This is a genomic window from Streptomyces sp. TBY4, assembly GCF_024213195.1.
In the GTDB taxonomy this organism is placed as follows: Bacteria; Actinomycetota; Actinomycetes; order Streptomycetales; family Streptomycetaceae; genus Streptomyces.
Genome location: NZ_JANAVF010000020.1, coordinates 40919 through 66903, shown reverse-complemented (window position 1 = coordinate 66903; position 25985 = coordinate 40919). Strand labels below are relative to the sequence as shown.

General features: G+C 72.8%; 26 protein-coding genes. 19 read left to right on the top strand and 7 right to left on the bottom strand.

Going from position 1 to position 25985, the window contains the following annotated elements; genetic code table 11:
• Positions 1-142 precede the first annotated feature (142 nt).
• Positions 143-532: a VOC family protein gene (locus NLX94_RS33530; protein WP_254386924.1), complete on the top strand. Its 390-nt coding sequence runs from the start codon at positions 143-145 to the stop codon at positions 530-532.
• A gap of 6 nt (positions 533-538) precedes the next feature.
• Here the strand turns inward: NLX94_RS33530 and NLX94_RS33525 are convergent, their stop codons facing one another.
• Positions 539-991, bottom strand: a complete 453-nt coding sequence (locus NLX94_RS33525) for an ATP-binding protein (RefSeq protein ID WP_254386922.1) — start codon at positions 989-991, stop codon at positions 539-541.
• 198 nt (positions 992-1189) lie between these two features.
• Between NLX94_RS33525 and NLX94_RS33520 the strand changes: the two genes are divergently transcribed.
• Together NLX94_RS33520 and NLX94_RS33515 are read left to right on the top strand one after the other, a co-directional pair.
• On the top strand, positions 1190-2077 hold the full coding sequence (locus NLX94_RS33520) for a helix-turn-helix transcriptional regulator (RefSeq protein WP_254386921.1): 888 nt from the start codon (positions 1190-1192) through the stop codon (positions 2075-2077).
• 12 nt (positions 2078-2089) lie between these two features.
• Entirely contained in the window at positions 2090-2329 is a 240-nt protein-coding gene (locus NLX94_RS33515; RefSeq protein ID WP_254386919.1) for a DUF397 domain-containing protein, read from the top strand.
• 6 nt (positions 2330-2335) lie between these two features.
• On the opposite strand, the gene NLX94_RS33510 is transcribed toward NLX94_RS33515, so the two are convergent.
• Positions 2336-3511, bottom strand: a complete 1176-nt coding sequence (locus NLX94_RS33510) for an 8-amino-7-oxononanoate synthase (RefSeq protein WP_254386917.1) — start codon at positions 3509-3511, stop codon at positions 2336-2338.
• 157 nt (positions 3512-3668) lie between these two features.
• Here NLX94_RS33510 and bioB point away from each other — a divergent pair, with 157 nt between their 5' ends.
• The 4 genes from bioB to NLX94_RS33490 all read left to right on the top strand — a co-directional run bounded on the left by bioB (position 3669) and on the right by NLX94_RS33490 (position 7943).
• Complete coding sequence (gene bioB, locus NLX94_RS33505) at positions 3669-4916, top strand: biotin synthase BioB (RefSeq protein WP_254386915.1); 1248 nt, start codon at positions 3669-3671, stop codon at positions 4914-4916.
• On the top strand, positions 4909-6246 hold the full coding sequence (locus NLX94_RS33500; RefSeq protein WP_254386913.1) for an adenosylmethionine--8-amino-7-oxononanoate transaminase: 1338 nt from the start codon (positions 4909-4911) through the stop codon (positions 6244-6246). Before bioB ends, NLX94_RS33500 begins: the two co-directional genes overlap by 8 nt.
• Position 6247: 1 nt before the next feature.
• Positions 6248-6949, top strand: coding sequence for a dethiobiotin synthase (gene bioD / locus NLX94_RS33495; protein ID WP_254386911.1), 702 nt, complete (start codon positions 6248-6250; stop codon positions 6947-6949).
• A 121-nt stretch (positions 6950-7070) separates the two neighbouring features.
• Positions 7071-7943, top strand: a complete 873-nt coding sequence (locus NLX94_RS33490) for a DMT family transporter (protein WP_254386909.1) — start codon at positions 7071-7073, stop codon at positions 7941-7943.
• A gap of 23 nt (positions 7944-7966) precedes the next feature.
• Here NLX94_RS33490 and NLX94_RS33485 read toward each other — a convergent pair whose 3' ends face one another.
• Both NLX94_RS33485 and NLX94_RS33480 read right to left on the bottom strand, forming a co-directional pair.
• Positions 7967-8605, bottom strand: coding sequence for a hypothetical protein (locus NLX94_RS33485; protein ID WP_254386907.1), 639 nt, complete (start codon positions 8603-8605; stop codon positions 7967-7969).
• The gene (locus NLX94_RS33480; RefSeq protein WP_254386906.1) at positions 8602-9033 is read right to left on the bottom strand and encodes a GNAT family N-acetyltransferase; all 432 of its coding nucleotides are present in this window, start codon (positions 9031-9033) and stop codon (positions 8602-8604) included. The genes NLX94_RS33485 and NLX94_RS33480 overlap by 4 nt, the downstream gene beginning before the upstream one ends.
• 328 nt (positions 9034-9361) lie before the next feature.
• Here NLX94_RS33480 and NLX94_RS33475 point away from each other — a divergent pair, with 328 nt between their 5' ends.
• The 6 genes from NLX94_RS33475 (at position 9362) to NLX94_RS33450 (ending at position 15396) form a co-directional block, all read left to right on the top strand.
• Entirely contained in the window at positions 9362-10702 is a 1341-nt protein-coding gene (locus tag NLX94_RS33475; RefSeq protein WP_254386904.1) for a hemolysin family protein, read from the top strand.
• Complete coding sequence (locus NLX94_RS33470; RefSeq protein ID WP_254386902.1) at positions 10699-11718, top strand: hemolysin family protein; 1020 nt, start codon at positions 10699-10701, stop codon at positions 11716-11718. Before NLX94_RS33475 ends, NLX94_RS33470 begins: the two co-directional genes overlap by 4 nt.
• A gap of 92 nt (positions 11719-11810) precedes the next feature.
• Positions 11811-12602 carry an SGNH/GDSL hydrolase family protein gene (locus tag NLX94_RS33465; protein ID WP_254386901.1) on the top strand — a complete coding sequence of 264 codons (792 nt, stop codon included), beginning with the start codon at positions 11811-11813 and terminating at the stop codon, positions 12600-12602.
• A 131-nt stretch (positions 12603-12733) separates the two neighbouring features.
• Complete coding sequence (gene purB, locus NLX94_RS33460) at positions 12734-14167, top strand: adenylosuccinate lyase (protein ID WP_254386900.1); 1434 nt, start codon at positions 12734-12736, stop codon at positions 14165-14167.
• Positions 14164-14724 carry a G/U mismatch-specific DNA glycosylase gene (mug, locus tag NLX94_RS33455; RefSeq protein ID WP_254387019.1) on the top strand — a complete coding sequence of 187 codons (561 nt, stop codon included), beginning with the start codon at positions 14164-14166 and terminating at the stop codon, positions 14722-14724. Before purB ends, mug begins: the two co-directional genes overlap by 4 nt.
• Positions 14725-14745: 21 nt before the next feature.
• On the top strand, positions 14746-15396 hold the full coding sequence (locus NLX94_RS33450) for an HAD family hydrolase (protein ID WP_254387017.1): 651 nt from the start codon (positions 14746-14748) through the stop codon (positions 15394-15396).
• Between the two features lie 38 nt (positions 15397-15434).
• Here the strand turns inward: NLX94_RS33450 and NLX94_RS33445 are convergent, their stop codons facing one another.
• Positions 15435-16184, bottom strand: a complete 750-nt coding sequence (locus NLX94_RS33445; RefSeq protein ID WP_254386898.1) for an ABC transporter permease subunit — start codon at positions 16182-16184, stop codon at positions 15435-15437.
• A gap of 26 nt (positions 16185-16210) precedes the next feature.
• Positions 16211-17122, bottom strand: a complete 912-nt coding sequence (locus tag NLX94_RS33440) for an ABC transporter ATP-binding protein (RefSeq protein WP_254386895.1) — start codon at positions 17120-17122, stop codon at positions 16211-16213.
• A gap of 108 nt (positions 17123-17230) precedes the next feature.
• Here NLX94_RS33440 and NLX94_RS33435 point away from each other — a divergent pair, with 108 nt between their 5' ends.
• From NLX94_RS33435 to NLX94_RS33425, 3 genes are all read left to right on the top strand, one after another.
• The gene (locus NLX94_RS33435) at positions 17231-18424 is read left to right on the top strand and encodes a sensor histidine kinase (RefSeq protein WP_254386894.1); all 1194 of its coding nucleotides are present in this window, start codon (positions 17231-17233) and stop codon (positions 18422-18424) included.
• 4 nt (positions 18425-18428) lie between these two features.
• Positions 18429-19079: a response regulator transcription factor gene (locus NLX94_RS33430; RefSeq protein ID WP_254386893.1), complete on the top strand. Its 651-nt coding sequence runs from the start codon at positions 18429-18431 to the stop codon at positions 19077-19079.
• A 110-nt stretch (positions 19080-19189) separates the two neighbouring features.
• Positions 19190-20347, top strand: a complete 1158-nt coding sequence (locus NLX94_RS33425; protein ID WP_254386892.1) for an ROK family transcriptional regulator — start codon at positions 19190-19192, stop codon at positions 20345-20347.
• Positions 20348-20691: 344 nt separating this feature from the next.
• Here the strand turns inward: NLX94_RS33425 and NLX94_RS33420 are convergent, their stop codons facing one another.
• Positions 20692-21450: a GntR family transcriptional regulator gene (locus NLX94_RS33420; protein WP_254386891.1), complete on the bottom strand. Its 759-nt coding sequence runs from the start codon at positions 21448-21450 to the stop codon at positions 20692-20694.
• Between the two features lie 330 nt (positions 21451-21780).
• Between NLX94_RS33420 and NLX94_RS33415 the strand changes: the two genes are divergently transcribed.
• From NLX94_RS33415 to NLX94_RS33405, 3 genes are all read left to right on the top strand, one after another.
• Positions 21781-22620, top strand: coding sequence for an alpha/beta fold hydrolase (locus NLX94_RS33415; RefSeq protein WP_254386890.1), 840 nt, complete (start codon positions 21781-21783; stop codon positions 22618-22620).
• Between the two features lie 137 nt (positions 22621-22757).
• Positions 22758-24356, top strand: coding sequence for an alkaline phosphatase (locus NLX94_RS33410; protein WP_254386889.1), 1599 nt, complete (start codon positions 22758-22760; stop codon positions 24354-24356).
• Positions 24357-24509: 153 nt separating this feature from the next.
• A complete protein-coding gene (locus NLX94_RS33405; protein ID WP_254386888.1) occupies positions 24510-25967 on the top strand; it encodes a GNAT family N-acetyltransferase in 1458 nt (485 codons plus the stop codon).
• The last annotated feature ends 18 nt before the right edge of the window (positions 25968-25985 follow it).

Here is a 25985-nt window from a genome sequence, read left to right as displayed (position 1 = left end):
ACCATTGACGGAAGGAACGTGGACGCCACGCTAGGTGCCGCGCTTTTCCGCTGAGTTAACCCACGTTTCGAGCAGGTACCCGGTTCAACTCCGGGCATCGCACAGCCCGGTTCCGTATACGGAGCCGCCCACGAGGAGCAGCATGTTCGCGAACCCCGTCCACCACATCACCTTCGACGCACAGGAGCCCTACGCGCTGGCGCAGTTCTGGTCCGAGGTCACCGGCTGGCCGATACACCCGGACGACCTGGCGGACGACCCGGAGATCTCGCTCGTTCCGGGACAGCCGGGGGTGACCGGACTGCTGTTCGTCCAGGTTTCCGAGGGCAAGTCCGCCAAGAACCGCGTCCACTTGGACATCCAGCCGACCACCGGCACCCGCGACGAGAACGTGGAGCGGCTGATCGCGCTCGGCGCGAAGCTCCAGGGCGACCACCGCCGGGAGGACGGCAGCGGCTGGGTCACGCTGACCGACCCCGAGGGCAACGAGCTGTGCATCGAGCGCAGCGCGTCGGAGCGCGCCGGCGCCTGACCGGCCTCAACAACCGGTGGGAGTCGGTGCCGGGGCGCCTGCGGCCACCCACGGCAGTGCGATCCACACGGTCTTGCCGCCGTCCTCGGTCGGGCTGACCGAGAGCCGGCCGCCCGCCTCCGCGGCGAGCCAGCGGATGATGACCATCCCCCGGCCGTTGTCCTGCTGGACGGCGGCCGGGAGCCGCTTGGGCCAGCGCGGGTGGCTGTCGGTGACCCCGATGCGGAGCCACTCCTCGCGCTCCAGGCGGATGTCCACGGTGAAGGTCGGCGACTGCCCGAAGGTGTGCTGCACGGAGTTGGTAGCCAGTTCCGAGACGATGAGCCTGATGCTGTCGGCGGCTTCGGTCTCCTCGGACAGTCCCCACTCCCCCAGCACCTCCGCGACGTAGCGGCGGGCGGCCGCGACCGAGGCGGGATCGCTCGGCAGAGTGACGGATGCTTCCAGGTGATCTGCCATGGCGACGGTCCCTTTCCCACCGGGGCGAAGCCGCCCCGGATCTGTGCTGGACGCCAGAGTGCCACCCATCGTCCTGCCGTTTCCGCCGATCCCTCAAGATATGCATATATCTGTCGCTCAATGCGGTGAACTCTGCTACGGAAGAGCGTATTTGGACGGCAGACTGGTGCGACCTGTGCCGGTGGAAGGGAGGCGGGTGTGCAGCACGGTCCCGCGGTGCGTCGGCGCAAGCTCGGCGAGGAACTGCGTGCCCTTCGCGACCGGTCCGGACTCACCAGCGGTGAGGCGGCCCGGCTGGCGGGATGGCACCAGTCGAAGATCAGCCGTATCGAGACGGGGCGCAGCGGGGTCAAGGTGGAGGACATCCGGCTGCTGCTCGACGTCTACGGGGAGGACGTGGTGAGCGCGCAGCAGCGCGCCCTGCTGGAAGCCCTCTCGGCCTCGGCGGCGGGTCCCGCCCCGGACGCCGACACCGGGCGTGGGCGCCAGTGGTGGCACGACTACCGGGGGCTGCTGCCGCAGGAGTACCGGGACTTCATCAGCCTGGAGGCGGGGGCCCGCTCGGCCCGCACGGTCGAACTGTCGGTGGTGCCGGGCCTGCTGCAGACCCCGGAGTACGCGCGCGCCGTGACCCGGGCCGCGCTGGGCGGGCTGCCGGAGCCGAAGGTGGACGCGCTGGTCGCCGTACGGCTGGCACGTCAGTCCGTACTGCGGGCGGATCCGCCCCTCGAACTGAGTGCCGTCCTGGACGAGGCGGTGCTGCGGCGCGCGATCGGCGGGGCGGGGGTGATGGAGGAACAGCTGAGGCACTTGGTGGAGGTGGCGCGTTTGCCCCAAGTGCGGCTTCAGGTACTGCCGTTCAGCGTGGGGGGACATCTCGGCCTGACCGGACCGTTCGTCATCTTCTCATTTCCGAACATCGCCGATCTGGATGTGGTGGTACTCGACCATTTGACGAGTAGCCTCTATCTGGAGCGGAAGGAAGACCTTGAGGCGTACAGCGCCGCGTTCCGCACCATCCAGGCGCACGCCCTCCCGCCCCGCGATTCGTCGGATCTCATCAGCGCCCTCGCTGACGACGCGTAAGGAGGCACCCCCGTGTCCGCAACCCCCTTATCCACAGGCGGACTTCTGAACAGCGCGCGGTGGCGGCGGAGCAGCCGCAGCACCGGAATGAACAACTGTGTGGAAACGGCCGTCCTCAGTGGCGGCCTGCTCGCCGTCCGCGACTCCAAGCGGGCGGACGGCCCGGCCGTCCTCTTCACCGGGACGGCCTGGAACGGCTTCCTCGTCTCCGTCCGTGCCGATCTTGCGGATCTCGCGGATCTCGGGACGTAGGAAGGCTCAGCGGTCCGTGGCTCCGGCCGGAGCGGTCCCCAGGATCGTCTCCACCGCACGGCTGATCTCGTCCCCCGTGAGATCCGCCCGCGCGGTCAGTCGCAGCCGGGAAATGCCGTCCGGTACCGACGGCGGCCGGAAGCACCCCACGGACAGACCTGCCTCGCGGCAGTCGGCGGCCCAGCGCAGTGCCGCCGAAGCCGACGGGGCCCGTACCGACACCACGGCCGCGTCCGGCCGGGCCGCGGTCAGGCCGGACGCGGTGAGCCGCCCGTACAGTTCGGCGGCCACCGCGCGGGCCCGGTCCGCCCGCTCCGGTTCCCGCTCGATCAGGCGCAGGGCGGCCAGTGCGGCGCCCGTCGCGGCCGGGGCCAGCCCGGTGTCGAAGATGAAGGTCCGCGCCGTGTTGACCAGGTGCCGGATCACCTTGGCCGGGCCGAGCACCGCACCTCCCTGGCTGCCCAGGGACTTCGAGAGGGTCAGCGTCGCGACCACCCCGGGAGCCCCCGCGAGCCCGGCGGCGTGCAGCGCCCCGCGGCCGCCCCGACCGAGCACCCCGAGGCCGTGCGCGTCGTCCACGAGCAGGGCCGCGCCCTCATCCCGGCAGACCTCGGCGTGGGCCGCGAGCGGGGCGGCGTCCCCGTCGACCGAGAACACCGAGTCGGTGACCAGCAGCGCCCGTCCCTGGTGGGCGGCGAGCGTCTTGCGGGCGGCGTCCGGGTCGGCGTGCGGGACCACGGCGGTCTCGGCGCGCGAGAGCCGGCAGCCGTCCACGATCGAGGCGTGGTTGCCCGCGTCGGAGACCACCAGGGTGCCCCGGTCGCTGAGCGCGGTGACGGCGGCCAGATTGGCCGCGTACCCGGAGGAAAGGACCAGCGCCGCCTCGAACCCGCAGAAGGCGGCGAGCTCCCGCTCCAGTTCGGCGTGCAGTTCGGTGGTGCCGGTGACCAGGCGCGATCCGGTGGCCCCCGCGCCCCAGCGCTCGGCGGCCTCCTGCGCGCCCCGTACGGTCTCCGGGTGCCGGGAGAGCCCGAGGTAGTCGTTGCTCGCGAGATCGAGGAGCGGGGAGTCCGCCGGACGCGGACGCAGCGTCCGGACGAGTCCGGCCCGCTCCCTGACCTGCTCCGCGTCGTCGATCCAGGAGAAGACGTCCACGGGGGCGGGGGTGTGCTGGTGCGGCATCGACGGTCCTCGGGTTTTTGTCGGCAGTCCACAGACCTGCCCGACCCTAACCGCCCGTGACCCCTGCGTCAGGTGTGGCGATACACACACTCTCTTCCGGCCATGTTGTTCGATCTCTCCTTGGCCGGGAGTGCCCGGGTGGGACAGGATCGGCATCATGGACCTGCTGAACACCCTCGTGGACAAGGGGCTGCGGCGTGAGCTGCCGACCCGCGAAGAGGCACTCGCCGTGCTGGCGACCTCTGACGACGAACTGCTCGACGTGGTGGCCGCTGCCGGCAAGGTGCGCCGGCAGTGGTTCGGACGCCGGGTCAAGCTGAACTACCTGGTCAACCTGAAGTCGGGGCTCTGCCCCGAGGACTGCTCGTACTGTTCCCAGCGACTGGGTTCGAAGGCCGAGATCCTCAAGTACACGTGGCTGAAGCCCGATGAGGCCTCCCAGGCCGCGGCCGCCGGCGTCGCCGGCGGTGCCAAGCGGGTCTGCCTGGTGGCGAGCGGGCGCGGTCCGACCGACCGCGACGTGGAGCGCGTCGGCAAGACGATCGCCGCCATCAAGGAGCAGAACGAGGGCGTCGAGGTGTGCGCCTGCCTCGGCCTGCTGTCGGACGGCCAGGCCGAGCGCCTGAAGGACGCCGGCGCGGACGCCTACAACCACAACCTGAACACCTCCGAGGCCACGTACGGCGCCATCACCAAGACCCACACCTACGCGGACCGGGTCGACACGGTGCAGAAGGCGCACGCCGCCGGCCTGTCGGCCTGCTCGGGCCTGATCGCGGGCATGGGCGAGAGCGACGAGGACCTCGTCGACGTCGTCTACGCGCTGCGCGAGCTCGACAGCGACTCGGTCCCGGTCAACTTCCTCATCCCCTTCGAGGGCACTCCGCTCGCCAAGGAGTGGAACCTCACCCCGCAGCGCGCCCTGCGCATCCTCGCGATGGTCCGCTTCGTCTGCCCCGACGTCGAGGTCCGCATCGCGGGCGGCCGCGAGGTGCACCTGCGCACCCTGCAGCCGCTGGCGCTGCACGTGGCGAACTCGATCTTCCTCGGCGACTACCTGACCAGTGAGGGCCAGGCCGGACAGGCCGACCTCGACATGATCGCGGACGCCGGTTTCGAGGTGGAGGGCGCCGGTACGACGACCCTTCCCGCGCACCGCGCCGACGTCGCGGCCGCCGCCACCGGAGGCTGCGGCACGAAGGGTTCCGGCGGCGCGTCCGGCGGCGTGTGCGGTTCCTCCGCCACGGCGGAGGAGGCCGGCTGCGGTTCGGCGTGCGGCGGCTGCTCGGGTCACGCCGGGCACGAGGCCCCCGTACCGGTCCAGGCGGAGGCGGGCGACGTCCGCTCCGACCTGGTGGCGGTACGCCGCCGCGGTGCGGGAACGGACCTCGCTCCCAATGCCTGATCAGGCGGAATCCTCCGAGACGGGTTCGCCCGACGCGCTGCCGGCCGCCGAACTGCTCGCGCTGGACCGGCAGCACGTCTGGCACCCGTACGGCCCGATGCCCGGGCGGCAGGAGCCGCTCGTCGTCGCCTCCGCCTCGGGGGTCCGCCTCCGGCTCGCCGAGCCCTCGCAGGGACAGGACGAGCTGGTCGACGGCATGTCCTCCTGGTGGTCGGCGATCCACGGGTACAACCACCCGGTGCTGAACGGGGCGGTCACCGGCCAGCTCGGCCGGATGTCGCACGTGATGTTCGGCGGGCTCACCCACGAGCCCGCCGTCCGGCTGGCCGCGAAGCTCGTCGAGCTCACCCCGGCCGGCCTGGAACACGTCTTCCTCGCCGACTCGGGCTCGGTCTCGGTCGAGGTCGCGGTGAAGATGTGCCTCCAGTACTGGCGTTCGGTGGGGCGCGCCGGGAAGACCCGCCTCCTCACCTGGCGGGGCGGCTACCACGGGGACACCTGGCAGCCCATGGCCGTCTGCGACCCCGAGGGCGGCATGCACGAGCTGTGGTCGGGCGTCCTCCCGCGCCAGCTCTTCGCGGACGTCCCGCCGAGCGGCTTCTCCGCGCCCGTGGACGAGGCCTACGTCGCCCACCTGCGCTCCCTGTTCGCCGCGCACGCGGACGAACTGGCGGCCGTGATCGTGGAGCCGGTGGTCCAGGGCGCGGGCGGCATGCGCTTCCACAACCCTGGCTACCTCCGGGTGCTGCGCGAGCTATGCGACGAGTTCGATGTGCTGCTGATCCTGGACGAGATCGCCACCGGCTTCGGCCGCACGGGCGCGCTGTTCGCGGCGGACCACGCCGGGATCACCCCGGACGTGATGTGCCTGGGCAAGGCGCTGACCGGCGGGTACCTCACCCTGGCCGCCACGCTCTGCACGGAGCGGGTGGCGGACGGGATCTCGAAGGGCGAGGTCCCGGTCCTGGCCCACGGGCCGACCTTCATGGGCAACCCGCTGGCCACCTCGGTGGCCCTGGCCTCCATCGACCTGCTGCTGGGCCAGGACTGGCAGGGCGAGGTCAAGCGCATCGAGGCTGCCCTCCTGGAGGGCCTGGCCCCGGCCGCGGACCTGCCGGGCGTACGGGAGGTACGGGTCCTGGGCGCGATCGGCGTGGTCCAGCTCGACCACCCCGTCGACATGGGCCGCGCCACGGCGGCGGCGGTCCGGGAGGGCGTCTGGCTGCGCCCGTTCCGGGACCTGATCTACACGATGCCGCCGTACGTGACGGGCGACGCCGACGTGGCCCGCATCTGCCGGGCCGTGGTCGCGGCCGCGAGGGAGGCCTGACATGGCGGTACTGATGGTCTCCGGGACGGGGACCGAGATCGGCAAGACGGTGGTCACCTCGGCCGTCGCGGCGGCGGCGCTCGCGGCGGGCCTCTCGGTGGCCGTAGTGAAGCCGGCGCAGACGGGCGTCGGCCCGGACGAGCCCGGGGACGCTGCGGAGGTCGGCCGGCTGGCCGGCTCCGCGGTCACCCCGGTCGAACTGGCCCGCTACCCGGAGCCGCTGGCCCCGGACACGGCGGCCCGTCGCTCGGGCCTCCCGACCGTCTCCCCGGAGCGGATCGCGGAGACGGCCCGCGAACTCGCCCTCTCCCACGACCTGGTCCTGGTCGAGGGCGCGGGCGGCCTCCTGGTCCGCTTCGACGAGGCCGGGCACACCCTGGCGGACGCGGCCCGCCTGCTGAACGCCCCGGTGCTGATCGTGGCTCCGGCAGGCCTCGGCACCCTCAACTCCACCGCCCTCACGGCCGAAGCCCTCCGGGCCCGCGGCCTGAGCTCCCCGGGCGTGGTGATCGGCAGCTGGCCGGCCGAGCCGGACCTGGCGTCCCGCTGCAACCTGGCCGACCTGCCCTCGGTGTCCGCACTCCCCCTCCTGGGCGCGGTCCCGGCCGGTGCGGGCACCCTCCCGCCGGCCGCCTTCCGCGCCTCGGCGCCCGGCTGGCTCGCCGCCTCCCTGCACGGCACCTGGTCGGCACCTTCCGCCTGAACCTCCACCCTCTTCCCCCCGGCCCCGTCCGTGAGGCCGGACGGGGGGAACGGGCGGCTCCGCGCGCCCACCCGGCGGTGTCGTGGCGGGGAGCGGCGGCGGGGCGGATGAGGATCGGGGCGTGGGCTTCCTCGTGCCGGTCCTCTTCGCGCTGTTCGCGGCGCTCAGCAACGCCCTCGCGACCGTGCTCCAGCGGCGGGCGGCCCTCACGGTGCCGCAGAGCGACGGATTCCGCTTCGGGCTGGTCCTCGACCTGCTGCGACGCCCCCTCTGGCTCGGCGGCATCCTGGCGGTGATCGCGGCCGGCGTCGGCCAGGCCGTGGCCCTGGCCACGGGCCCGCTGGCCCTCGTACAGCCCCTGTTCGTCCTGGAGCTGCCGCTCGCGCTGCTGATCGCCTCCCTCGTGACGCGCAGCCGGCTGCCGGGGCCGTTGTGGCTCGCCGTGGGCGGCGTGGTTGCCGGACTCGGAATCGTCCTGGTGGCCGCCTCGCCGGCGGGCAACCGTACGGACGTTCCGGCCGACCGGTGGATCCTGGCCCTGGCCGCGTCCGCAGTGGCCGTGGCGGTGCTCGCCTGGGCCGGCCTGCGGCGGCGCCCCGGCCGGATGCGCGCCGGCTGCCTCGGCGCGGCCACCGCCGTCTGCTACGCGCTGACCGCCGCGCTGATGAAATCGGCCATGCACGTGCTCGACGAAGCCGGCATCGGCGCCTTCCTCCGCACCTGGGAGACCTACGCCTTCGGCGCGACCGGGATCTGCGCCCTCCTGCTCCTCGAACATGCGATGCAGGGCGGCCCGCTGGTCGCCTCCCAGCCCGCGCTGACGCTCGGCGACGCCGGCGTGAGCGTCGCACTGGGCGTGCTCCTGTACGAGGAACACCTCCGCACGCACTGGTGGCTGCTGGCCCAGCTGCTGGGCCTGTCCCTGATCTGCGCCGGAGTCCTGGCCCTCGCCGGGGACGCCGCGAAGGACGCCGCCGACGCCGACGCGACGTGAGCCGGGAGTCGGCCGCTTGAGGGTCAGTGGCCTCCGCGGGGTTCCAGGCAGCCGCCCTCCACGTACATCCCGTGGGCCTTCACGGTCACCGGCGGGCCCAGCCGGCCCGTCACGCACGGGCCGCTCTCGGGGACCGAGAGGACGAACGAGACGTTCACCGCTCCGGACTCGTAAACACCCCCGCCGTCGAACCCGTACCCCAGTCCGGTCAGGACCGCGCGGAGCTCCTCCGCCGTGCGCGGCGCGGCCTTCCCGCCGGCACCGCCGGTCACCGCCTCCTTGATCCGTGCGGCGTGCGCGTCGCCCCGGCACCGGGCGCCGGGGGTGAGCTGAGCCTGCTGCTTGTAGGCGTGGTTCTCCGCGTACTTGCGTGCCTCGGGGTCCTCGGGCAGCTCGCCCGCCCCCGGCCCGGGGCTCGCGCCCCCCGTGCCCTCGCCGACGTCCGCGCACCGCGCCGCGATCGCGGGGAACAGCCGGTCGTGGCGCGCGACCGCCGCGGCCGCCCGGGCCGCGTAGTCCACGGAGGGGGTCACGGACGGCGCCGGAGGTCCGGCCTCGTCCGCGGCGCCCGCGGCCCTCGTGCCGCAGCCGCTCAGCGCGACCGCTCCGGCGGCGAGGAGCAGTGCCGCGACCCGGATCCGGGTGCGGGGACGAGCCGTCACGGCGTCTCCACCAGCGGCTTGACCCAGCGCCGCCAGTGATCCTCGCGGTGGTAGCCGGCCGCGGCCCAGGCCCGCTGCGCGCTCTCGTTCGCTTCGAGGACCATCGCGTCACCGCGGCGGCCCCCGACGGCGACGAAGCGCCGCTCGGCCGCCTCCAGGAGCGCGGTGGCGATCCCCTGGCGGCGCCGGGACGGCAGTACGGCGAGCCGGTACAGGGAGGCCCGCCAGCCGTCCCAGCCGGCGATCACGGACCCGACCAGGACCCCGTCGCATTCCGCGAGGATCAGCGCCTCGGGGTCACGGGTGACCAGCCGGGTCACGCCGTCCGCGTCGTCCGTGATCGAGGTGCCCTCCGCGGCTTCCTTCCAGAAGGCCAGCACGGTCTCGGCATCGGCCGCGACGGCGGCCCGTATGTGCAGATCGATCATGTCCGGGAGCCAAGCACGGCCGGCCGTCGGCCCGCCACCGACTTCCGCCCACCGAGACGCGCCCCCGACACCGGCGCGGCCGGGATGCGAAGATCGTTCGCATCCGGCCCGATCGCGGCATCAGCGTGACCGGGCTGGTCCGCCAAAAGAATGATCCGAGCACTTTGCCCTTCCTTTACCATGGGGGCAGCTGTTCTTCTTCTCCTCCCCCGAACGAAAGGTGTGAGCGTCCGCCCATGGGCGAGCCTCCCAGTCCCCTCCCTTCCCGTCCGCGACAGCGCGCGACACCCCTCCTCCTGGCTGATCATGGGACGGAGGTGAAGGACCGATGACCGAAGTGCTCCTGCTCGTCGTGGCGCTGCTGCTCTGCCTTGCCTGCGGAGTCTTCGTCGCGGCCGAGTTCTCGCTGACCACCATCGAGCGCAGCGAACTGGAACGGGCCGTCGAGCGCGGCGAGCGCGGCGCCGACAGCGCCCTGTCCGCGGTCCGCAGCCTGACGTTCCAGCTCTCCGGCGCCCAGCTCGGCATCACCGTGACCGGCCTGGTCATCGGCATGATCTCCAAGCCCTCGATCGCCGCCCTCCTCAAAGGTCCCTTCGAGGCCATGGGACTGTCCGCCGGAGCGGCGTCCTCCACCGCCCTGATCCTCGGCACGGTGCTGTCGACCATCATCCTGATGGTCGTGGGCGAGCTCGTCCCCAAGAACTGGGCGATCTCCTCCCCGCTGGCCGTGGCCAAGCGGGTCGCCACCGCGCAGCGGGTCTTCAGCCGCGCCTTCAGGCCCCTCATCAGCCATCTGAACACCACGGCGAACCACATGGTCCGCCGGTTCGGCATGGAGCCCGCCGAGGAACTGGCCTCGGCCCGCACCCCGCAGGAGCTGGCGGCCCTGGCCCGGCACTCCGCGCGGGCGGGCGCGCTGGAGAAGGACACCGCCGAACTGTTCATGCGGACCTTGAACCTCGCCGACCTGACCGCCGAGAACGTCATGACCCCGCGGGTCCAGGTCACCGCCCTCGACCTGCAGACCACCGCCGAGGACGTGGCCAACGCGACGCTCGCCACCGGCCTGTCCCGCTTCCCCGTCTACCGGGGCAGCCTCGACAGCGTCGTCGGCACCGTCCACATCAAGGACGTGCTGGCCCTTCCGGCGGAGGAGCGGCACCGCACCCCGGTGTCGCAGCTGCTGCGCGAACCCCTCCTCGTACCGGAGTCGCTGACCGTGGACCGGCTGCTGGACCGGCTGTCCGGGAAGCAGACGATGGCCGTGGTCATCGACGAGTACGGCGGCACGGCCGGTGTGGCCACGCTCGAGGACATCGTCGAGGAGGTCGTCGGCGAAGTGCGCGACGAGCACGACCCGCACGAGACCCCCGACCTGGCCCCGGCCGGCGAGGACGACACGGGGCGCGCCCTGTTCTCGGCGGACGGCTCCGCGCGCACCGACCAGCTCGAGCGGATCGGACTGCGCGTGCCGGACGGCCCGTACGAGACGCTGGCCGGTCTGATAGCGACCGAGCTGGGGCGGATCCCGCTGGTCGGCGACAGCCTGGAGCTCGACGGCTGGCGCCTGGACGTGGTGGACGCGAGTGGGCGGCGGGCCGCGCGGGTGCTGTTGCACGTGCCGGTCGGACCGGCCCCCGGCGATGGTGTGGAGGAGGCCCGATGACCGCCGTCCAGTTGCTGATCGGCCTGGCGACCCTGGTCGTCAACGCCTTCTTCGTCGGCGCGGAGTTCGCCATGATCTCCGTACGGCGCAGCCAGATCGAGACGTACGCCGAGCAGGGCGACCGCAGGGCGCGTGCCGTCCTGTGGGGCCTGGAGCACGTGTCGGCGCTCATGGCGGCGGCCCAGCTGGGCATCACGCTGTGCACCCTGGTGCTGGGCGTGGTGGCCGAACCGGCCATCGCCCACCTGCTGACCCCGGTGTTCGACCTCTTCGGGGTGCCGTCCGGGCTGACGCACGCGATCTCCTTCGTGGTGGCGCTGGCGCTGGCCACGTACCTGCACATGCTCTTCGGCGAGATGCTCCCGAAGAACGTGGCGCTGGCCGAGCCGGTACGGACCGCCCTGCTGCTGGGCCCGCCGCTGGTGGCCCTGACCCGGGGGCTGAAGCCGGTGATCTTCGCGATCAACGCCTTCGCCAACACCCTGCTGCGCCTTCTGCGGGTGGAGGTCAAGGACGAGGTCGCGGCGACCTTCTCGGACGACGAGCTGGCCCGGATCGTCAAGGACTCCAGCGAGGCGGGACTCATCGACGACCGCGCGAGCGAGCGGCTGCACGACGCCCTGGAACTGGGGCGGCGGCCGGTGACCGATGTGGTGCTGCCCGCGGATCGGGTGGTTCCGGCACGCGAGGGCATCACGCCGGCCGGCCTGGAGCGGCTGTCGGCCGAGTCGGGGTACTCCCGGTTCCCGATGATCGACGCTCGGGGCCGGATCCTGGGATACCTGCACGTCAAGGACGCGCTGGACGCGACGGAGCGGGACGAGCCCTTCCCGGTCACCGCGCTGCGGCCGATCGCGCAGGTCCGGGCGGAGACCCCGCTGGACGACGTGCTGACCGCGATGCGGCGCAGCCGTACGCACCTGGCTGCGGTACTCGGACCGGACGGGGTCATGACGGGCCTGGTCACGATGGAGGACGTGCTGCGGGAGCTGTTCGGGCGGCCGGCCGCCACGTAGCGGACGGACATCGCGGCACGGCGCCGCACTGCGCGCGGTACCCCGGCCCCGTCTGCGGGGCGGGGGCACCGCGCGGTAGCATCGCTCCCGCCATGGAGATGAATGCGCGTTACACCAGTTTCGTCGCGGTCGGCGACTCCTTCACCGAGGGCATGTCGGACCTGCTCCCGGACGGCTCCTACCGGGGCTGGGCCGATCTGCTCGCCGACCGCCTCGCCGCCCGCGAGCCGGGTTTCCGCTACGCGAACCTCGCGGTCCGCGGCAAGCTGATCGGGCAGATTGCCGGGGAGCAGGCGCCCGTCGCCGCGAAGATGGGCGCCGATGTGGTGACCCTGGTCGGCGGGCTGAACGACACCCTGCGCCCGAAGGTCGACATGGGCCGGGTGCGCGGGCACCTGGAAGAGGCCGTCGGCCTGCTGGCGCCCTCCTGCGGGACACTGGTCCTGATGCGCTCGCCGGGCCGCAACGGCCCCGTGATGGAGCGTTTCCGTCCGCGCATGGAGGAGCTCTTCGTCATCATCGAGGAGCTCGCCGCGCGGCACGGCGCCCTCGTGGTCGACCTGTACGGGTCCTCCGCGCTCGGCGACCCGCGGATGTGGGACGTGGACCGGCTGCACCTGACGGCCGAGGGCCACCGCCGGGTCGCCGAAGCGGTCTGGCAGACCCTGGGCCTGCCGCCCGAGGCGGACTGGAACACCGGCCTGCCGCCCGCCGTGCCCCCGGGCTGGGCCGCACGCCGCACGCAGGACCTCAGCTTCGCCCGGCAGCACCTGATCCCCTGGGTCGGCCGCCGCCTGACGGGCCGCTCCAGCGGGGACGGCCGGCCCGCCAAGCGCCCGGAACTGCTGCCCTACGAGGCTCCGGCGGCCGACCGGCCCGCCTAGCCGCGGGGGTCCGGGGCGCGCCCTCGCCCACCCTCGCCCTGCCCGGGCGCTCTCTCGTAGCAAGGCACAATGCAGGTCGGGTCCCCTACCTGCGTAAACGCACAGCCGAGGCCCAAGTAGAATCCCTCCACGTGACTGCCAAGCCCCGCATCCCCAATGTCCTGGCCGGCCGCTACGCCTCCGCGGAGCTCGCCGTCCTGTGGTCCCCCGAGTACAAGGTGACGCTGGAGCGGCGGCTGTGGCTCGCCGTGCTCCGCGCCCAGAAGGACCTCGGCATCGAGGTCCCCGACGAGGCCCTCGCCGACTACGAGCGCGTCCTCGAAACCGTCGACCTCGCCTCCATCGCCGAGCGCGAGAAGATCACCCGGCACGACGTGAAGGCCCGCATCGAGGAGTTCAACGCCCTCGCCGGCCACGAGCACGTCCACAAGGGCATGACCTCCCGCGACCTGACCGAGAACGTCGAGCAGCTCCAGATCCGGCTCTCGCTGGAACTGGCCCGGGACCGCACGGTCGCCGTCCTCGCCCGCCTCGGCAAGCTGGCCGGCGAGCACGCCGAGCTGGTCATGGCCGGCCGCTCCCACAACGTCGCCGCCCAGGCGACCACGCTGGGCAAGCGCTTCGCCACCGCCGCCGACGAGCTGCTGGTCGCGTACGGCCGCCTGGACGACCTGCTGACCCGCTACCCGCTGCGCGGGATCAAGGGCCCGGTCGGCACCGCGCAGGACATGCTCGACCTGCTGGGCGGGGACGCCGCGAAGCTGGCCGACCTGGAGCAGCGGATCGCGGCCCACCTCGGCTTCGGCCAGGCCTTCACCTCGGTCGGCCAGGTCTACCCGCGCTCGCTCGACTACGACGTGGTCACCGCCCTGGTGCAGCTGGCCGCCGCCCCTTCCTCCGTCGCCAAGACGATCCGCCTGATGGCCGGCCACGAGCTGGTGACCGAGGGCTTCAAGCCCGGCCAGGTCGGTTCCTCCGCGATGCCGCACAAGATGAACACCCGCTCCTGCGAGCGCGTGAACGGCCTGATGGTCATCCTGCGCGGGTACGCGTCGATGACCGGCGAGCTGGCCGGCGACCAGTGGAACGAGGGCGACGTCTCCTGCTCCGTGGTCCGCCGGGTCGCGCTGCCCGACGCGTTCTTCGCGCTCGACGGCCTGATGGAGACCTTCCTGACGGTCCTCGACGAGTTCGGCGCCTTCCCGGCCGTCGTCGCCCGCGAGCTGGACCGCTACCTCCCCTTCCTCGCCACCACCAAGGTCCTGATGGGCGCCGTGCGGGCCGGGGTGGGCCGCGAGGCCGCCCACGAGGTCATCAAGGAGCACGCGGTGGCCTCCGCCCTCGCCATGCGCGAGCAGGGTGCCGAGCGCAACGAGCTGCTGGACAAGCTGGCCGCCGACGAGCGCATGCCGCTGGACCGGGCCCAGCTGGACGCCCTGATGGCCGACAAGCTCTCCTTCACCGGCGCGGCGGGCGACCAGGTCGCCGCGGTGGTCTCGCGCATCGAGGAGATCACCAAGGAGCACCCCGAGGCCGCGGGCTACACCCCCGGGTCGATCCTCTGACCCCCGAAGAGCTGAACGCCGCCCGCGACCGCGTCCTCCCGGACGTGGTCGCGGGCGGTCTTCGTGTCCTCTTCTGCGGCATCAACCCGGGCCTCCTCTCCGCCGCGACGGGCCACCACTTCGCCCGCCCGGGCAACCGCTTCTGGCCGGTCCTGCACCTGTCGGGCTTCACCCCGCGACTCCTCTCCCCCGCCGAGCAGGAGGAACTGCCGTCCTACGGCCTCGGCATCACGAACGTCGTCGCCCGCGCCACGGCCCGCGCCGACGAGCTGAGCGCCGAGGAGTTCCGCGAGGGAGGCCGCATCCTGACGGCCAAGGTGGAACTCCTGCGCCCCCAGTGGCTGGCCGTGGTCGGCGTCACCGCCTACCGCACCGCCTTCGGCGAGCGGAAGGCCCGGATCGGCCCCCAGGACCGCACCATCGGCGCCACCCGCATCTGGGCCCTGCCCAACCCCAGCGGCCTGAACGCCGGCTGGACCGCAGCTGCCATGGCCGAGGAGTACGCCCGCCTGCGCGCAGCCGCCGAGTCCGACGATCCCGCCGGCGTCGATCCGTAGGGCATCTATCATCCGGGGATGATCATCAAGCCGATCGAACTCGTGATATTCGACTGCGACGGCGTTCTCGTCGACAGCGAACGGATAGCCGCCCGTGTGCAGGTCGCTCTCGGCGCGGAGCTCGGCTGGCCGCTCACCGAGGCCGAAGTCATCGACCGGTTCATCGGACGCTCCTCGGCCTCCATCCGCGAACAGATCACCGAACGGCTCGGTCCCGAGGCGGCCGCCCACTGGTGGGACCGGTTCGAGCAACTCCACCGCGAGGCCGTGGACTCGGGACTGTCCCCCGTGGACGGCCTGCCTCAGGCACTCGACGCGATCACACTGCCCACCTGCGTCGCCTCCAGCGGCTCGCACGAGAAGATGCGGCACACCCTCGGCCGCACCGGCCTCTACGAACGCTTCGCCGGACGCATCCACAGCGCCACCGAGGTCTCCCGCGGCAAGCCCGCCCCGGACCTCTTCCTGCACGCCGCGCGGCAGATGGGCGTGGATCCCTCCGCCTGCGCGGTCGTCGAGGACAGCCTTCCCGGCGTCCAGGCGGCCCGCGCCGCCGGAATGCGGGCCTTCGGCTACGCCGGCGGGCTGACCCCCGCCGGGCGACTCGAAGGCCCCGGCACCGTCGTCTTCGACGACATGCGCCGACTCCCCGCCCTCCTCACCGCCCACTGACCCCGCCGGTCGGCGGGGTCCGGGCAGCCGGTCCGGTGTCAGGCGTCCCGCCGCCGCACCGACACCCATCCGCCGACGAGGGCGGCCAGCGCCCACAGGGCGAGTACCCCGAGCCCGGTCCAGGGGGCCAGACCCACCGAGGTGTCCAGTCGCATCATCATCTGCCCCGCACGGTCCGGCAGGTACCCGGCGACACCTTCGGTGGCCTGGCCGATGACGAACGACAGGATCAGCACGAAGGGTATGAGCAGGCTCAGGACGGCCGAAGCACTGCGCAGCACGGCCGTCAGTCCGGCCGCCAGCAGGGCCATCAGCGCGAGGTACGCTCCGCAGCCGAAGATCGCGCGGTAGGTGCCCGGGCTGCCCAGTTCCAGGGTGTAGGGGCCCATGAACGCCTGTCCGCCGACAAAGGCGGCCAGTCCGGTGAACTGCCCGACCACGAAGGCCAGTCCGCCCACCATGGCCATCTTCGACAGGTAGAGCCGCGTACGGTCCGGCACCGCGGTCAGGGACGTGCGCAGGGCGCCGTTGTGGAATTCCGAGGACAGCGCGGTCGCACCGAAGGCGAAGGCCGCTATCTGGCCGAAGTTGAGGCCGTAGAAGGCCGCGAGGAGCGGGTCCTCTCCCATGCTGCCGGCTTCCTCCGTGCCGATCATCGACGCCGTCAGCATCTGGATGCCCACCGTGGCCACGAAGACGGCTATCAGCGCCCCGAAGGTGCCGCGCAGGGACCGTATCTTGATCCATTCCGAGTGCAGGACGGGGACGGTGGGCAGAGCGGTGCTCATGGGGAAGCCTCCTTGGAAAGGACGGGTCAGAGGGTGGCGGCGAACTGGGCGCTGTCCGCGGTGAGATCGAGGTAGGCCTGCTCCAGGGAGGCCCGCTCGTCGATCAGTTCCAGCATCGGAATGCCTTCGCGGGCGGCGATGACTCCGAGCTGCTCGGCCTGTATGCCGTCCACGGTCCACCGCCCGCCCTCGGCGGTGACCAGTTCGAAGCCGTCACGGGCCAGGGTCGCCCGCAGCCGGACGGGGTCCGTGGTGCGCAGCCGCACCCTCGGGGTGCTGCGGGCGTCGATGAACTCCTCTATCGAGGTGTCCGCCAGCAGCTTGCCCTGCCCGAGCACGATCAGGTGGTCGGCGAGGGCGGCGGTCTCGGTCATCAGGTGGCTGGAGACGAGGACCGTGCGCCCCTCGGCGGCCAGGCCCCGCATGAGCTCGCGGATCCAGATGATGCCCTCGGGGTCGAGGCCGTTGGTGGGCTCGTCCAGGAGCAGCACTTCGGGGTCTCCGAGCAGCGCGGCCGCTATGCCGAGGCGCTGACGCATGCCGAGCGAGAAGGTCTTGATCCGCCGCTTGGCCGCGGAGGCTATCCCGGACTGCTCCAGGACCGCTTCCACCCGGCTCATCGGGATGCGGTTGGCCGCGGCGAGGAAGCGCAGGTGGTCGCGTGCCGTGCGGCCGCCGTGCGCCGAGTGCGCGTCGAGCAGGGCGCCGACCCGGTAGAGGGGGTCGGGAAGGTCGGTGAACCGCCGGCCGCCGATGGTGGCCGTGCCGGAGGTGATCCGGTCCAGGCCCAGCAGCAGCCTCATCGTGGTCGACTTCCCGGCCCCGTTGGGTCCGAGGAAGCCGGTGACACGGCCGGGCATGACATCGAAGGTGAGGTGGTCCACGGCCCGGGTGCGGCCGAATTCCTTGGTCAGTTCTCGGATCTCGATGCTGTTCATGCCTCAAGGTTCGCCGTCGGCCCCACCCCTCTTCCTCCCCCATGCGAGGGTTCCTTCTCCCCCACGTGGGGGAGGAGCCGCACCGCACCGAACTGCGACGATGTGGGGATGCACCGATTGTTCCGCGCCGCGCTGCGCCCAGTGACCTATTCGCGCTGGGTGCATCTGTGCGTGCCCATGCTGATGTTGGCCGTCTGGATGTTCATAGAGCCCGAGGCTCCGTGGGTCCCGCTCGTCCTCGTCGTACCGCTGGGAATGCTGCCCTGGATGCGGGTGGCCGAAGGACTCCAGGCGCAGTTCCTCCTCACTCCCTCCGAGCGCAACGCCCGCGGCGCGCGGGAGGCCGAGGAGAACAGCTTCAGCACGGTCGGGTCCCAGACGTGGAGCGACCGCTGGCGGACCCTGCTGTGGCTGGAGATACGGCTCGTCGTCTCCCTGGCCACGATGCTCGCCACGGTGTGGCTGCCGATGCTGACGGTCCAACTGGTCACGGCCGGACTCGGCAGCAGGGTCACCTCCGAGAACGTGATACCCGCCGGACTCCCGGTCTGGGCGGCCTGGGCGCTGGCTCCGCTGCCGCCGGTCCTCCTGATCGTCGTCGTGGTCCTGCTCGGCGACATGATCACGGCCATCGCCCGCCGACTGCTGGGGCCTTCGGCCGCGGAACGGCTCACCGCCCTGGAAGTGCGCACCGAGCAGCTTCTGGAGCGCACCCGCATCGCACGGGAGCTGCACGACTCCATCGGCCACGCACTGACCGTGGCCGTGGTCCAGGCGGGGGCCGCGCGGGCGGCGGGCGATCCGGAGTTCACGGACCGCGCGCTGAGCGCGATCGAGGAGACGGGCCGGGCCGCGCTGGAGGACCTGGACCGGGTGCTGCGCGTCCTGCGCGAGTCCGGTCAGCGTCCGTCCCAGCGGCCCACCCTGGCGGAGGCCGACCGGCTGCTCGAGTCGGCCCGCGCTTCCGGCGCCACCGTCGACGCCCAACTGGTCGGCCCGCTCGACCAGTTGCCCGATGCGGTGAGCCAGGAGGGGTACCGGATCCTGCAGGAGGCGCTCACCAACGTCCTGCGGCACTGCGGCCCCGTACCGGTGCGGGTGCGGATCGGCATGGTCGCCGACCGGCTGGACCTGGAGGTGACCAATCCGCTGCCGGACCGGCCTTCCATCATGGCCGGCGGCGGCACCGGACTGCGCGGGATGCGGGAGCGGGCCGCACTGCTCGGCGGGAACACCGAGACCGGTCCGCACAAGGGGGGTTGGAGGGTGCGTACGCGGCTGCCGCTGGAGCGAATACGCTGACCGGATGCCGGTTACCGTACTGCTCGTCGACGACGAACCCCTGGTGCGCGCGGGTCTGCGCGCCGTCCTGGACGCCCAGCCCGACATCGAGGTGATCGGCGAGGCCGCCGACGGCGCCGCCGTGGTCCCCCTCGTGCGGCAACTGCGCCCCGACGTAGTGGCGATGGACGTGCGGATGCCGCTGCTCGACGGGATCGAGGCGACCCGGGCGGTCCTGCGGAGCGTGGACTCGCCGCCGAAGATCCTCGTGGTCACCACCTTCGAGAACGACGAGTACGTCTACCAGGCGCTGCTGGCCGGCGCGGACGGGTTCCTGCTGAAGCGGGCCCGTCCGTCGGAGATCGTGCACGCGGTCCGGCTGGTGGCGGAGGGCGAGACGCTGCTCTTCCCCGCGGCGGTCCGCTCGCTGGCCGCCGAGTACGGCAACCGCTCTGCGCGGACGGTACTGGAGCGGGCGGCGCTGACCGAGCGCGAGGAGGCCGTGCTGCGCCTGATGGCGAAGGGGCTGACCAACATCGAGATCGCCCGCGAGCTGATCGTCGGCACGGAGACGGTGAAGTCCCACGTCAGTGCGATCCTGGGGAAGCTGGGGGCCCGGGACCGGACCCAGGCCGTCATCACCGCGTACGAGTCCGGGTTCGTCGCTCCCGCGTGACCGGCACCCCGGAAAGGCCGGATTCCGACCGATGGGGGGCCGCTTCTCGCCGCCGCGGCCGGTGCGCAGTACGATCCGGCAGACAAGCTCGCTAGCTGGGAGGACACACGTTGGGGCAGCTGACCGGCGGGGACCCCTCTCTGTTGCGGCGGATCAACTCCGCCGTGGTGCTGCGGGCCCTGCGTGCGGCCGAATCGCCGACGCTCACTGACCTCACCCGGGTCACCGGGCTCTCGCGGCCCACCGTCGAGGGAGTCGTCGAAGGGCTCATCGGGACGGGCCTGGTCGTCGAGGCGGGCGCGGAGGAGGGTGCGCGGCGCCAGGGACGCCCGGCCAGGCGGTTCCGCTTCCGCGCGGAGGCGGGGCACCTGCTCGGCGTGGAGATCGGCGCACACCGGATCGCGGTGCTGCTCTCCGGGCTGGACGGCCGGGTGATCGGCGCCGGCACCAAGGAGGTCGCCGAGACGGCCTCCGCCGACGAGCGGCTCGACCGGGTCCGCAGTGCGGTGGCCGATCTGCTGCGCCGCGCCGGGGTACCCCGGGACTCGCTGCGGGCGGTCGGCGTGGGCAGCCCCGGGATCGTGGAGGCCGACGGCACCGTTCGCCTCGGCACGGCGCTGCCCGGCTGGACCGGGCTCCCGCTCGGGGAACGGCTCCGGCGCTCGTTCCGGTGCCCGGTACAGGTGGAGAACGACGCCAACGCCGCGGCGGTCGCCGAGCACTGGAAGGGCGCCGCGACCGACACGGACGACATGGTCTTCGTGATGGCCGGGCTCAGCCCCGGAGCGGGCTCCCTGATCGGCGGCCGGCTGCACCGCGGGTTCGGCGGGGCGGCCGGGGAGATCGGCGCGCTGCACCTGCTGGGGCGCGAGGTCACGCCCGAAAAGCTGCTGTCGACGACCGGTGAACCGCTGCACCCCCTGGACGAGCGGGCGGTGGCGGAGGTCTTCGCGATGGCCAAGCGCGGGGACGTGGGCGCGGTGGCGGCGGTGGAGCGGTTCATCCAGCGGCTGGTCCACGACGTGGCGGCGCTGGTCCTGGCGATGGATCCGGAGCTGGTCGTGGTCGGCGGCTGGGCGGCCGGACTGGACGGGGTACTGGATCCCCTGCGCCGGGAGCTGGAGCGGTACTGCCTGCGCCCGCCGCGCGTGGCGCTGTCCCTGCTGGGCGAGGCGGCGGTGGCCACGGGAGCGCTGCGGCTGGCGCTCGACCACGTCGAAGAAGAACTGTTCGCGGTGGAGAAGACGGTCACCGCCCGACGCCGCTGATCCCCTCCGCGGGCGGTACGGATGCCGGGCCGGGTCCGCGCTGCCTCCGAGTACGACCCGGGGGCCGCGGACCCGCGCGCACGCCGCGGATCAGGGACCGTACGCCCTGCCGTCGCCCCGCCGGGGGTCCCGCCCGGTCTCCGCGGTGCCCCGGAGCCGAGCCGGGGCGGGGTTCAGAGAGGTACGAGCGCGGGCCGACCGGCTTCGCGGGCCGGCCCGTGGCACTGCCGGCGGCGTGCGGAGGAGCCGGCACCGCTCATGCCTCACCCCCGCCGACGGTGCAGATCAGCCGCCGCCGGCCAGCCGATGCCGGACAGCAGGCTGAAGTCAGCAGGTGGTAGAGGTCAGGACGCGACCTGCGCGTCGTGCGTGATCTGCACGTCGCCCGAGTCGCCGAAGGTCAGCCGGCAGGTGTCCGCCCGGTAGGTGGCCACCGAGACGGCCGCCGTGCCCGCCGCCGTGAAGTAGCGGGTGGTGACCAGCAGGACCGGTGCGCCGGGCAGGCGGTCCAGTTCCTTCGCGTCCTCGGCACGGGCGGAGCCGAGCTCCACCGAGCGGTCCTGTCCGTCGAGGACCAGCTTCTGCAGCTCGCGCATCACGGCGCGGGCGCGGGCCGGACCGGCCGGGGCGTCGATCGCGGAGAGGCCCGGCACCGAAGAGGCGGGCACGTAGAGCAGCTCGGCGGCGAGGACCTGGCCCTGCTCGACGCGGCTCCGGCGCACCGCGAGCACCAGCTCGCCGGGGGCCGCACCGAGGAGCTTCAGGACGGCGGACGGCACGACGGCCTCCGCCGCGTCCACCGGCTCCCATCCGTCGATGCTCTCGCCGGGCCAGCTGTGCTGCGCACCGCCGACGTCGACGCCCACGCGCGGCGGGGCGACCGTGGTGCCGACGCCGCGGCGGCGCTGGAGGCGGCCTTCGAGTTCGAGCTGCTCCAGGGCCTGGCGCAGGGTTGCCCGGGCCACGCCGAAGCGGGCGGCGAGCTCGCGCTCGTTCGGCAGGATCTCGCCCACGGCGAAGTCCTGGTCGAGCGCCTCACTGAGGACGGTCTTGAGGTGCCAGTACTTCGGCTCCGGTACCGATTCGAGCTGCGTGGTCCCCACCCTGACTCCTCCTGCAATCGCCGCACTCGCCGTGTTCCAGCGGGAGTTCCGCGCCTTTGTTTATTAAAGGTTCCTGCACTATGCCTGCGACGATAGGACGGCGCACCCCCTTGGTCAAGACCAATGCTCACCGCTTTACCGGGCAGATCGGGCATATGCATCAAGCTGTTCACGGGATGTTCGTGAGGACCGCAAAGGACGCTGCGAAAGTCGAAGTCCTGCCCCCAGGGGCTACCGGGCGGTAACCGGCCGCGCGACACTACTGACAAGCCGTCTCACACAGCCACGGCCACGGCCGCCGAAGCCGCCCGACCCCCGACGAGGAGCAGCATGACCGCCACGGTCTCCTTCACGATCGATTCGCCGCTGGGCCCCCGCACCACCACCGCCGCCTACGAGCGCAAGGGCGCCGGCGAGCCGCTCCTGCTGCTCCACGGCATCGGCCACCACCTCCAGGCCTGGCACCCGGTGACCGGCGTCCTGGCCGCCGAGTACGACGTGATCGCCGTCGACCTGCCCGGCTTCGGCGCCTCGGAGCCGCTGCCGCACGGGGTTCCGTACGATCTGGGCACCATCGCCCCGGCCCTGGGCGCGCTCTGCGCGGCGCTCGGGGTGGAGCGGCCGCACGTCGCGGGCAACTCCCTCGGCGGGCTGCTCGCCCTGGAGATGGGGCGCGTCGGCCTGGCGCGCTCGGTCACCGCGCTCTCCCCCGCCGGGTTCTGGTCGGAGGGCGAACGCCGGTACGCCTTCACCGCCCTGCGCGCGATGCGCGCCGGCGCCGGCGCGCTGCCCCGCCCCGCCGTGGAACGGCTCGCCCGCAGCGCCGCCGGGCGCGCCGCGCTCACCGGCAGCATCTACGCGCGGCCGGGACGGCGTTCGCCCGAGGCCGTGGTCGCCGAGACCCTCGCCCTGCGCGAGGCCACCGGCTTCGAGCGGACCCTGGCCGCGGGCGGCTCCGTACGGTTCACCGCGGACGTGCCCGGCCTGCCCGTCACCATCGCCTGGGGCAGTAGCGACCGGCTGCTCCTGCGCCGCCAGGGCGTCCGCGCGAAGCAGACCATCCCCGGCGCGCGCCTCGTCCGGCTCCCCGGCTGCGGCCACGTCCCCATGAACGACGACCCGGCCCTGGTGGCCCGCGTCATCCTGGACACAACCAGGCTCACCCGGTGAGGTGTTGACCGGACGTCAGCCGCGCGCACCAGTGTTCACGCATGGTTCGCGTGCACGACGTGGGCGGTCCGGTGTGCGGCCGGTGTACGGCAGCACACTGGTCCGGCCCGTCCCCGCCGGCCTCTGGAGACGCACCGATGGCACCTCTGCCGCACACCCGACGCTCCCTGCTCGGCGGTTCCCTCGCCGTTCCCGTGGGCCTCGCCCTGTCCAGCGCCCTCACGGGCTCCCTGACCACTCCCGCCCACGCGGCGGCGCCCGCCTTCATCCGCTCGGACCGTCCGAACGCCTTCTGGGGCGTGCAGTCCGGCGAGATCACCGCCCACTCGGCCACCGTCTGGACGCGTTCGGACCGCCCCGCCCGGATGTACGTGGAAACCTCCCCGAGCGAGTCGTTCCGCTACGCCGTCCGCCGCCACCGCGGCCCGCTGCTCGGTCCGGACACCGATTTAACCGGCACCACCACCCTGCGCGAGCTCCCGCCCGGACAGCAGATCCACTACCGGGTGCTCCTCGCCGACCCCGACGATCCGCGGCGCACCGGCGAGCCGGTCCACGGCACCTTCCGGACCACCCCCGCCTCCCGCCGCCGCGACGTGCGCTTCCTGTGGTCCGGCGACCTCGCCGGTCAGGGCTGGGGCATCAACCCGGAGCTCGGCGGCTACCGCGTCTTCGACGAAATGCGCCTGCGGGACCCCGACTTCTTCCTCTTCAGCGGGGACACCATCTACGCCGACGGGCCGATCCAGGCCTCCGTACCGCTGCGCGACGGCACCCTGTGGCACAACGTGACCACCGAGGAGAAGGCGAAGGTCGCCGAGACCCTCGCCGAGTACCGGGGCAACTTCCGCTACAACCTGCTCGACCGCAACCTGCGCGACTTCAACGCCCAGGTGCCGGTCCTCGCCCAGTGGGACGACCACGAGGTGCGCAACAACTGGTACCCCGGCCAGATCCTCGACGACCCCCGCTACACCGTGAAGGACGTCGACACCCTCGCCGCCCGGGCCCGCCGGGCCTTCGGCGAGTACTTCCCGGTCACCGACCTGCGCGGCGGCCGCGCCGAGGGCCGGATGTACCGGGTGATGCGCTACGGCCCGCTGCTCGACGTGTTCGTCCTCGACATGCGCACCTACCGCAACGCGAACTCCCCCGGCCGCCAGACCGAAGACCCCATCGGCATCCTCGGCCCCGAACAGCTGGCCTGGATCAAGCGCGAGCTGTCGCGCTCCCGCGCCACCTGGAAGGTCATCGCCGCCGACATGCCGCTGGGCATCGTGGTGGCCGACGGCGCCGCGAACTTCGAGGCCGTCGCCCAGGGCGACCCGGGCGCGCCGCTGGGGCGGGAGCTGCAGATCGCCGAGCTGCTGCGTCACATCAAGCACCAGCGCATCACCGGCACCCTGTGGCTCACCGCCGACGTCCACTACACGGCCGCGAACCACTACGCGCCCGAGCGGGCCGTCTTCGCCGACTTCGCGCCCTTCTGGGAGTTCGTCTCCGGCCCCATCGGCGCGGGCGGGTTCCCGTCCGGCCGGCTCGACGCCACCTTCGGCCCGGAGATGGCGTACGTGCAGTCCGCGCCCTTCGCCAACATGTCCCCGTCCGAGAACCCCCCGTACTACGGGGAGGTCGAGATCGACGGGGAGTGCGGCGAACTCACCGTCCGGCTGCGCCGCCAGGGAGGCGGCGTACTCTTCACCCGGACCCTGCAACCGGGACGGGTGGGCCAATAGGCGCGCGGGCCCAGAGGCGGGCAGGCAGGCAGGAAGCCGCTCCGGGATCTGAAATCGGCCGGAAAACAGGGCGAAATCGGCCAGATGGATCCTTAACCAGTCGGTCACAGATCGTTCGTGATCACGCAACACCCCTGCGTCACAGTGGTCTGCATGACTGAGCGTATTCCTGCCCCTGCCCAGCGTCCCCACCGCCACCACTGGCGCCGCGACGTCGTCGAACTGGCCGCCCTCTTCTGCGCCGTCGCGGTCGCCGACGCCATCGCCAACCTCGTCGTGCACGGCCCCCGCGGCCCGGTCCTGCTCGTGGCCTCGGCCGTCGCGCTCCTGGTCACGGCGGCGTTCCACACCTGGTGGGCACGCCGCCACAGCCATGCGCCGCCTCCAGCGGACACCGCGCCCACGGACCCGGTCACGGGAACGGCGGCAGCCTCAGCGACGGCCGGTACGGACACCGCGCTGGCCTCCGCCCTGTGGCGGATGCGGACGACCGTACGGGACGAGCCCGGCAGCCTCGCCGCGCTCTGCACCGCCCTCGCCCGCAGCGGGGTCGACATCCTGACCCTGCAGACGCACCCCCTCCCCGAGGGCGGCACGGTGGACGAGTTCCTGCTGCGCGCCCCGCAGCAGCTGCCCTCCGCCGACCTCACCCGGGCCATCGCCGGCGCCGGGGGCCACAGCACCTGGATCGAGCGCGCCGACGCCCACGACCTGGTCGACACCCCGACCCGGGTCCTCGGGCTGGCCACCCGCACCGCGCTGGACGCCGCCGAGCTGCCCCTCGCCCTGCGGCAGCTGCTCGGCCGCTGCACCATCCACTCGATCCCGGCGACCACCCTCTCCGGACGCCCCAACGCCGGCGCCGACGCGCCCGTCGAAGGCGTGCTGGAGGCCACGGTCATGCGGCTGCGCGACCCGTCAGGCGGTGCGATCACCATCGAGCGGCCCTACCTGCCCTTCACCCCGACCGAGTTCGCCCGCGCACGCGCCCTCGTCGAGCTGGACGCCCGGCTCGGGCCGCGGGTCCCGCGCAGCCGCGACGTGCTGACCCTCCCCGAGGGCAACGAGATCACCGTGCGCCGCGCCGACGGCTCCGACCTGCCCGCGGCCCGCGCCATGCACGACCGCTGCTCCGAGCGCACCCTCGGCCTGCGGTACCACGGCCCCGTGGCCGACGCCGACCGCTACCTCGGCCACCTGCTGAGCCCGCGCTTCGGCCGCACCCTCGCCGCGACCACCGCCTCCGGCAAGCTCGTCGCCCTCGGCCACCTGCTCTGGGACGGCGACGAGACCGAGGTGGCGCTGCTCATCGAGGACGACTGGCAGCGCCGCGGCATCGGCTCCGAGCTGCTGGGCCGGCTGATCGGGATGGCCGTCGAGGCCGGATGCGACAGCGTGTACGCCGTCACCCAGGCATCGAACACCGGCATGGTCGCCGCCATGCGCGGCCTCGGCCTCCCCCTCGACTACCAGATCGAGGAGGGCACCCTGGTGATCACGGCCCGGCTGGACGCGACCCCCGTCAGCTCCCGCCTGCCGTACGAACTCCCGCACGAGGTCCCGTACGAACTCCCCGGCGAACCCCGCAGCCTGCCCCGCAGCCAGCCGTGAGCCGGACCTTGTCAGCAG

Bases quoted from the DNA above. Each gene is read 5' to 3' on its own strand.
- NLX94_RS33405 (WP_254386888.1), top strand. From the start codon at position 24,510: ATGACTGAGCGTATTCCTGCCCCTGCCCAGCGTCCCCACCGCCACCAC.
- NLX94_RS33410 (WP_254386889.1), top strand. From the start codon at position 22,758: ATGGCACCTCTGCCGCACACCCGACGCTCCCTGCTCGGCGGTTCCCTC.
- bioB (WP_254386915.1), top strand. From the start codon at position 3,669: ATGGACCTGCTGAACACCCTCGTGGACAAGGGGCTGCGGCGTGAGCTG.
- NLX94_RS33480 (WP_254386906.1), bottom strand. From the start codon at position 9,033: ATGATCGATCTGCACATACGGGCCGCCGTCGCGGCCGATGCCGAGACC.
- NLX94_RS33475 (WP_254386904.1), top strand. From the start codon at position 9,362: ATGACCGAAGTGCTCCTGCTCGTCGTGGCGCTGCTGCTCTGCCTTGCC.
- NLX94_RS33415 (WP_254386890.1), top strand. From the start codon at position 21,781: ATGACCGCCACGGTCTCCTTCACGATCGATTCGCCGCTGGGCCCCCGC.
- NLX94_RS33510 (WP_254386917.1), bottom strand. From the start codon at position 3,511: ATGCCGCACCAGCACACCCCCGCCCCCGTGGACGTCTTCTCCTGGATC.
- bioD (WP_254386911.1), top strand. From the start codon at position 6,248: ATGGCGGTACTGATGGTCTCCGGGACGGGGACCGAGATCGGCAAGACG.
- NLX94_RS33440 (WP_254386895.1), bottom strand. From the start codon at position 17,122: ATGAACAGCATCGAGATCCGAGAACTGACCAAGGAATTCGGCCGCACC.
- NLX94_RS33445 (WP_254386898.1), bottom strand. From the start codon at position 16,184: ATGAGCACCGCTCTGCCCACCGTCCCCGTCCTGCACTCGGAATGGATC.
- NLX94_RS33465 (WP_254386901.1), top strand. From the start codon at position 11,811: ATGGAGATGAATGCGCGTTACACCAGTTTCGTCGCGGTCGGCGACTCC.
- NLX94_RS33435 (WP_254386894.1), top strand. From the start codon at position 17,231: ATGCACCGATTGTTCCGCGCCGCGCTGCGCCCAGTGACCTATTCGCGC.
- NLX94_RS33525 (WP_254386922.1), bottom strand. From the start codon at position 991: ATGGCAGATCACCTGGAAGCATCCGTCACTCTGCCGAGCGATCCCGCC.
- NLX94_RS33430 (WP_254386893.1), top strand. From the start codon at position 18,429: ATGCCGGTTACCGTACTGCTCGTCGACGACGAACCCCTGGTGCGCGCG.
- NLX94_RS33500 (WP_254386913.1), top strand. From the start codon at position 4,909: ATGCCTGATCAGGCGGAATCCTCCGAGACGGGTTCGCCCGACGCGCTG.
- NLX94_RS33530 (WP_254386924.1), top strand. From the start codon at position 143: ATGTTCGCGAACCCCGTCCACCACATCACCTTCGACGCACAGGAGCCC.
- NLX94_RS33470 (WP_254386902.1), top strand. From the start codon at position 10,699: ATGACCGCCGTCCAGTTGCTGATCGGCCTGGCGACCCTGGTCGTCAAC.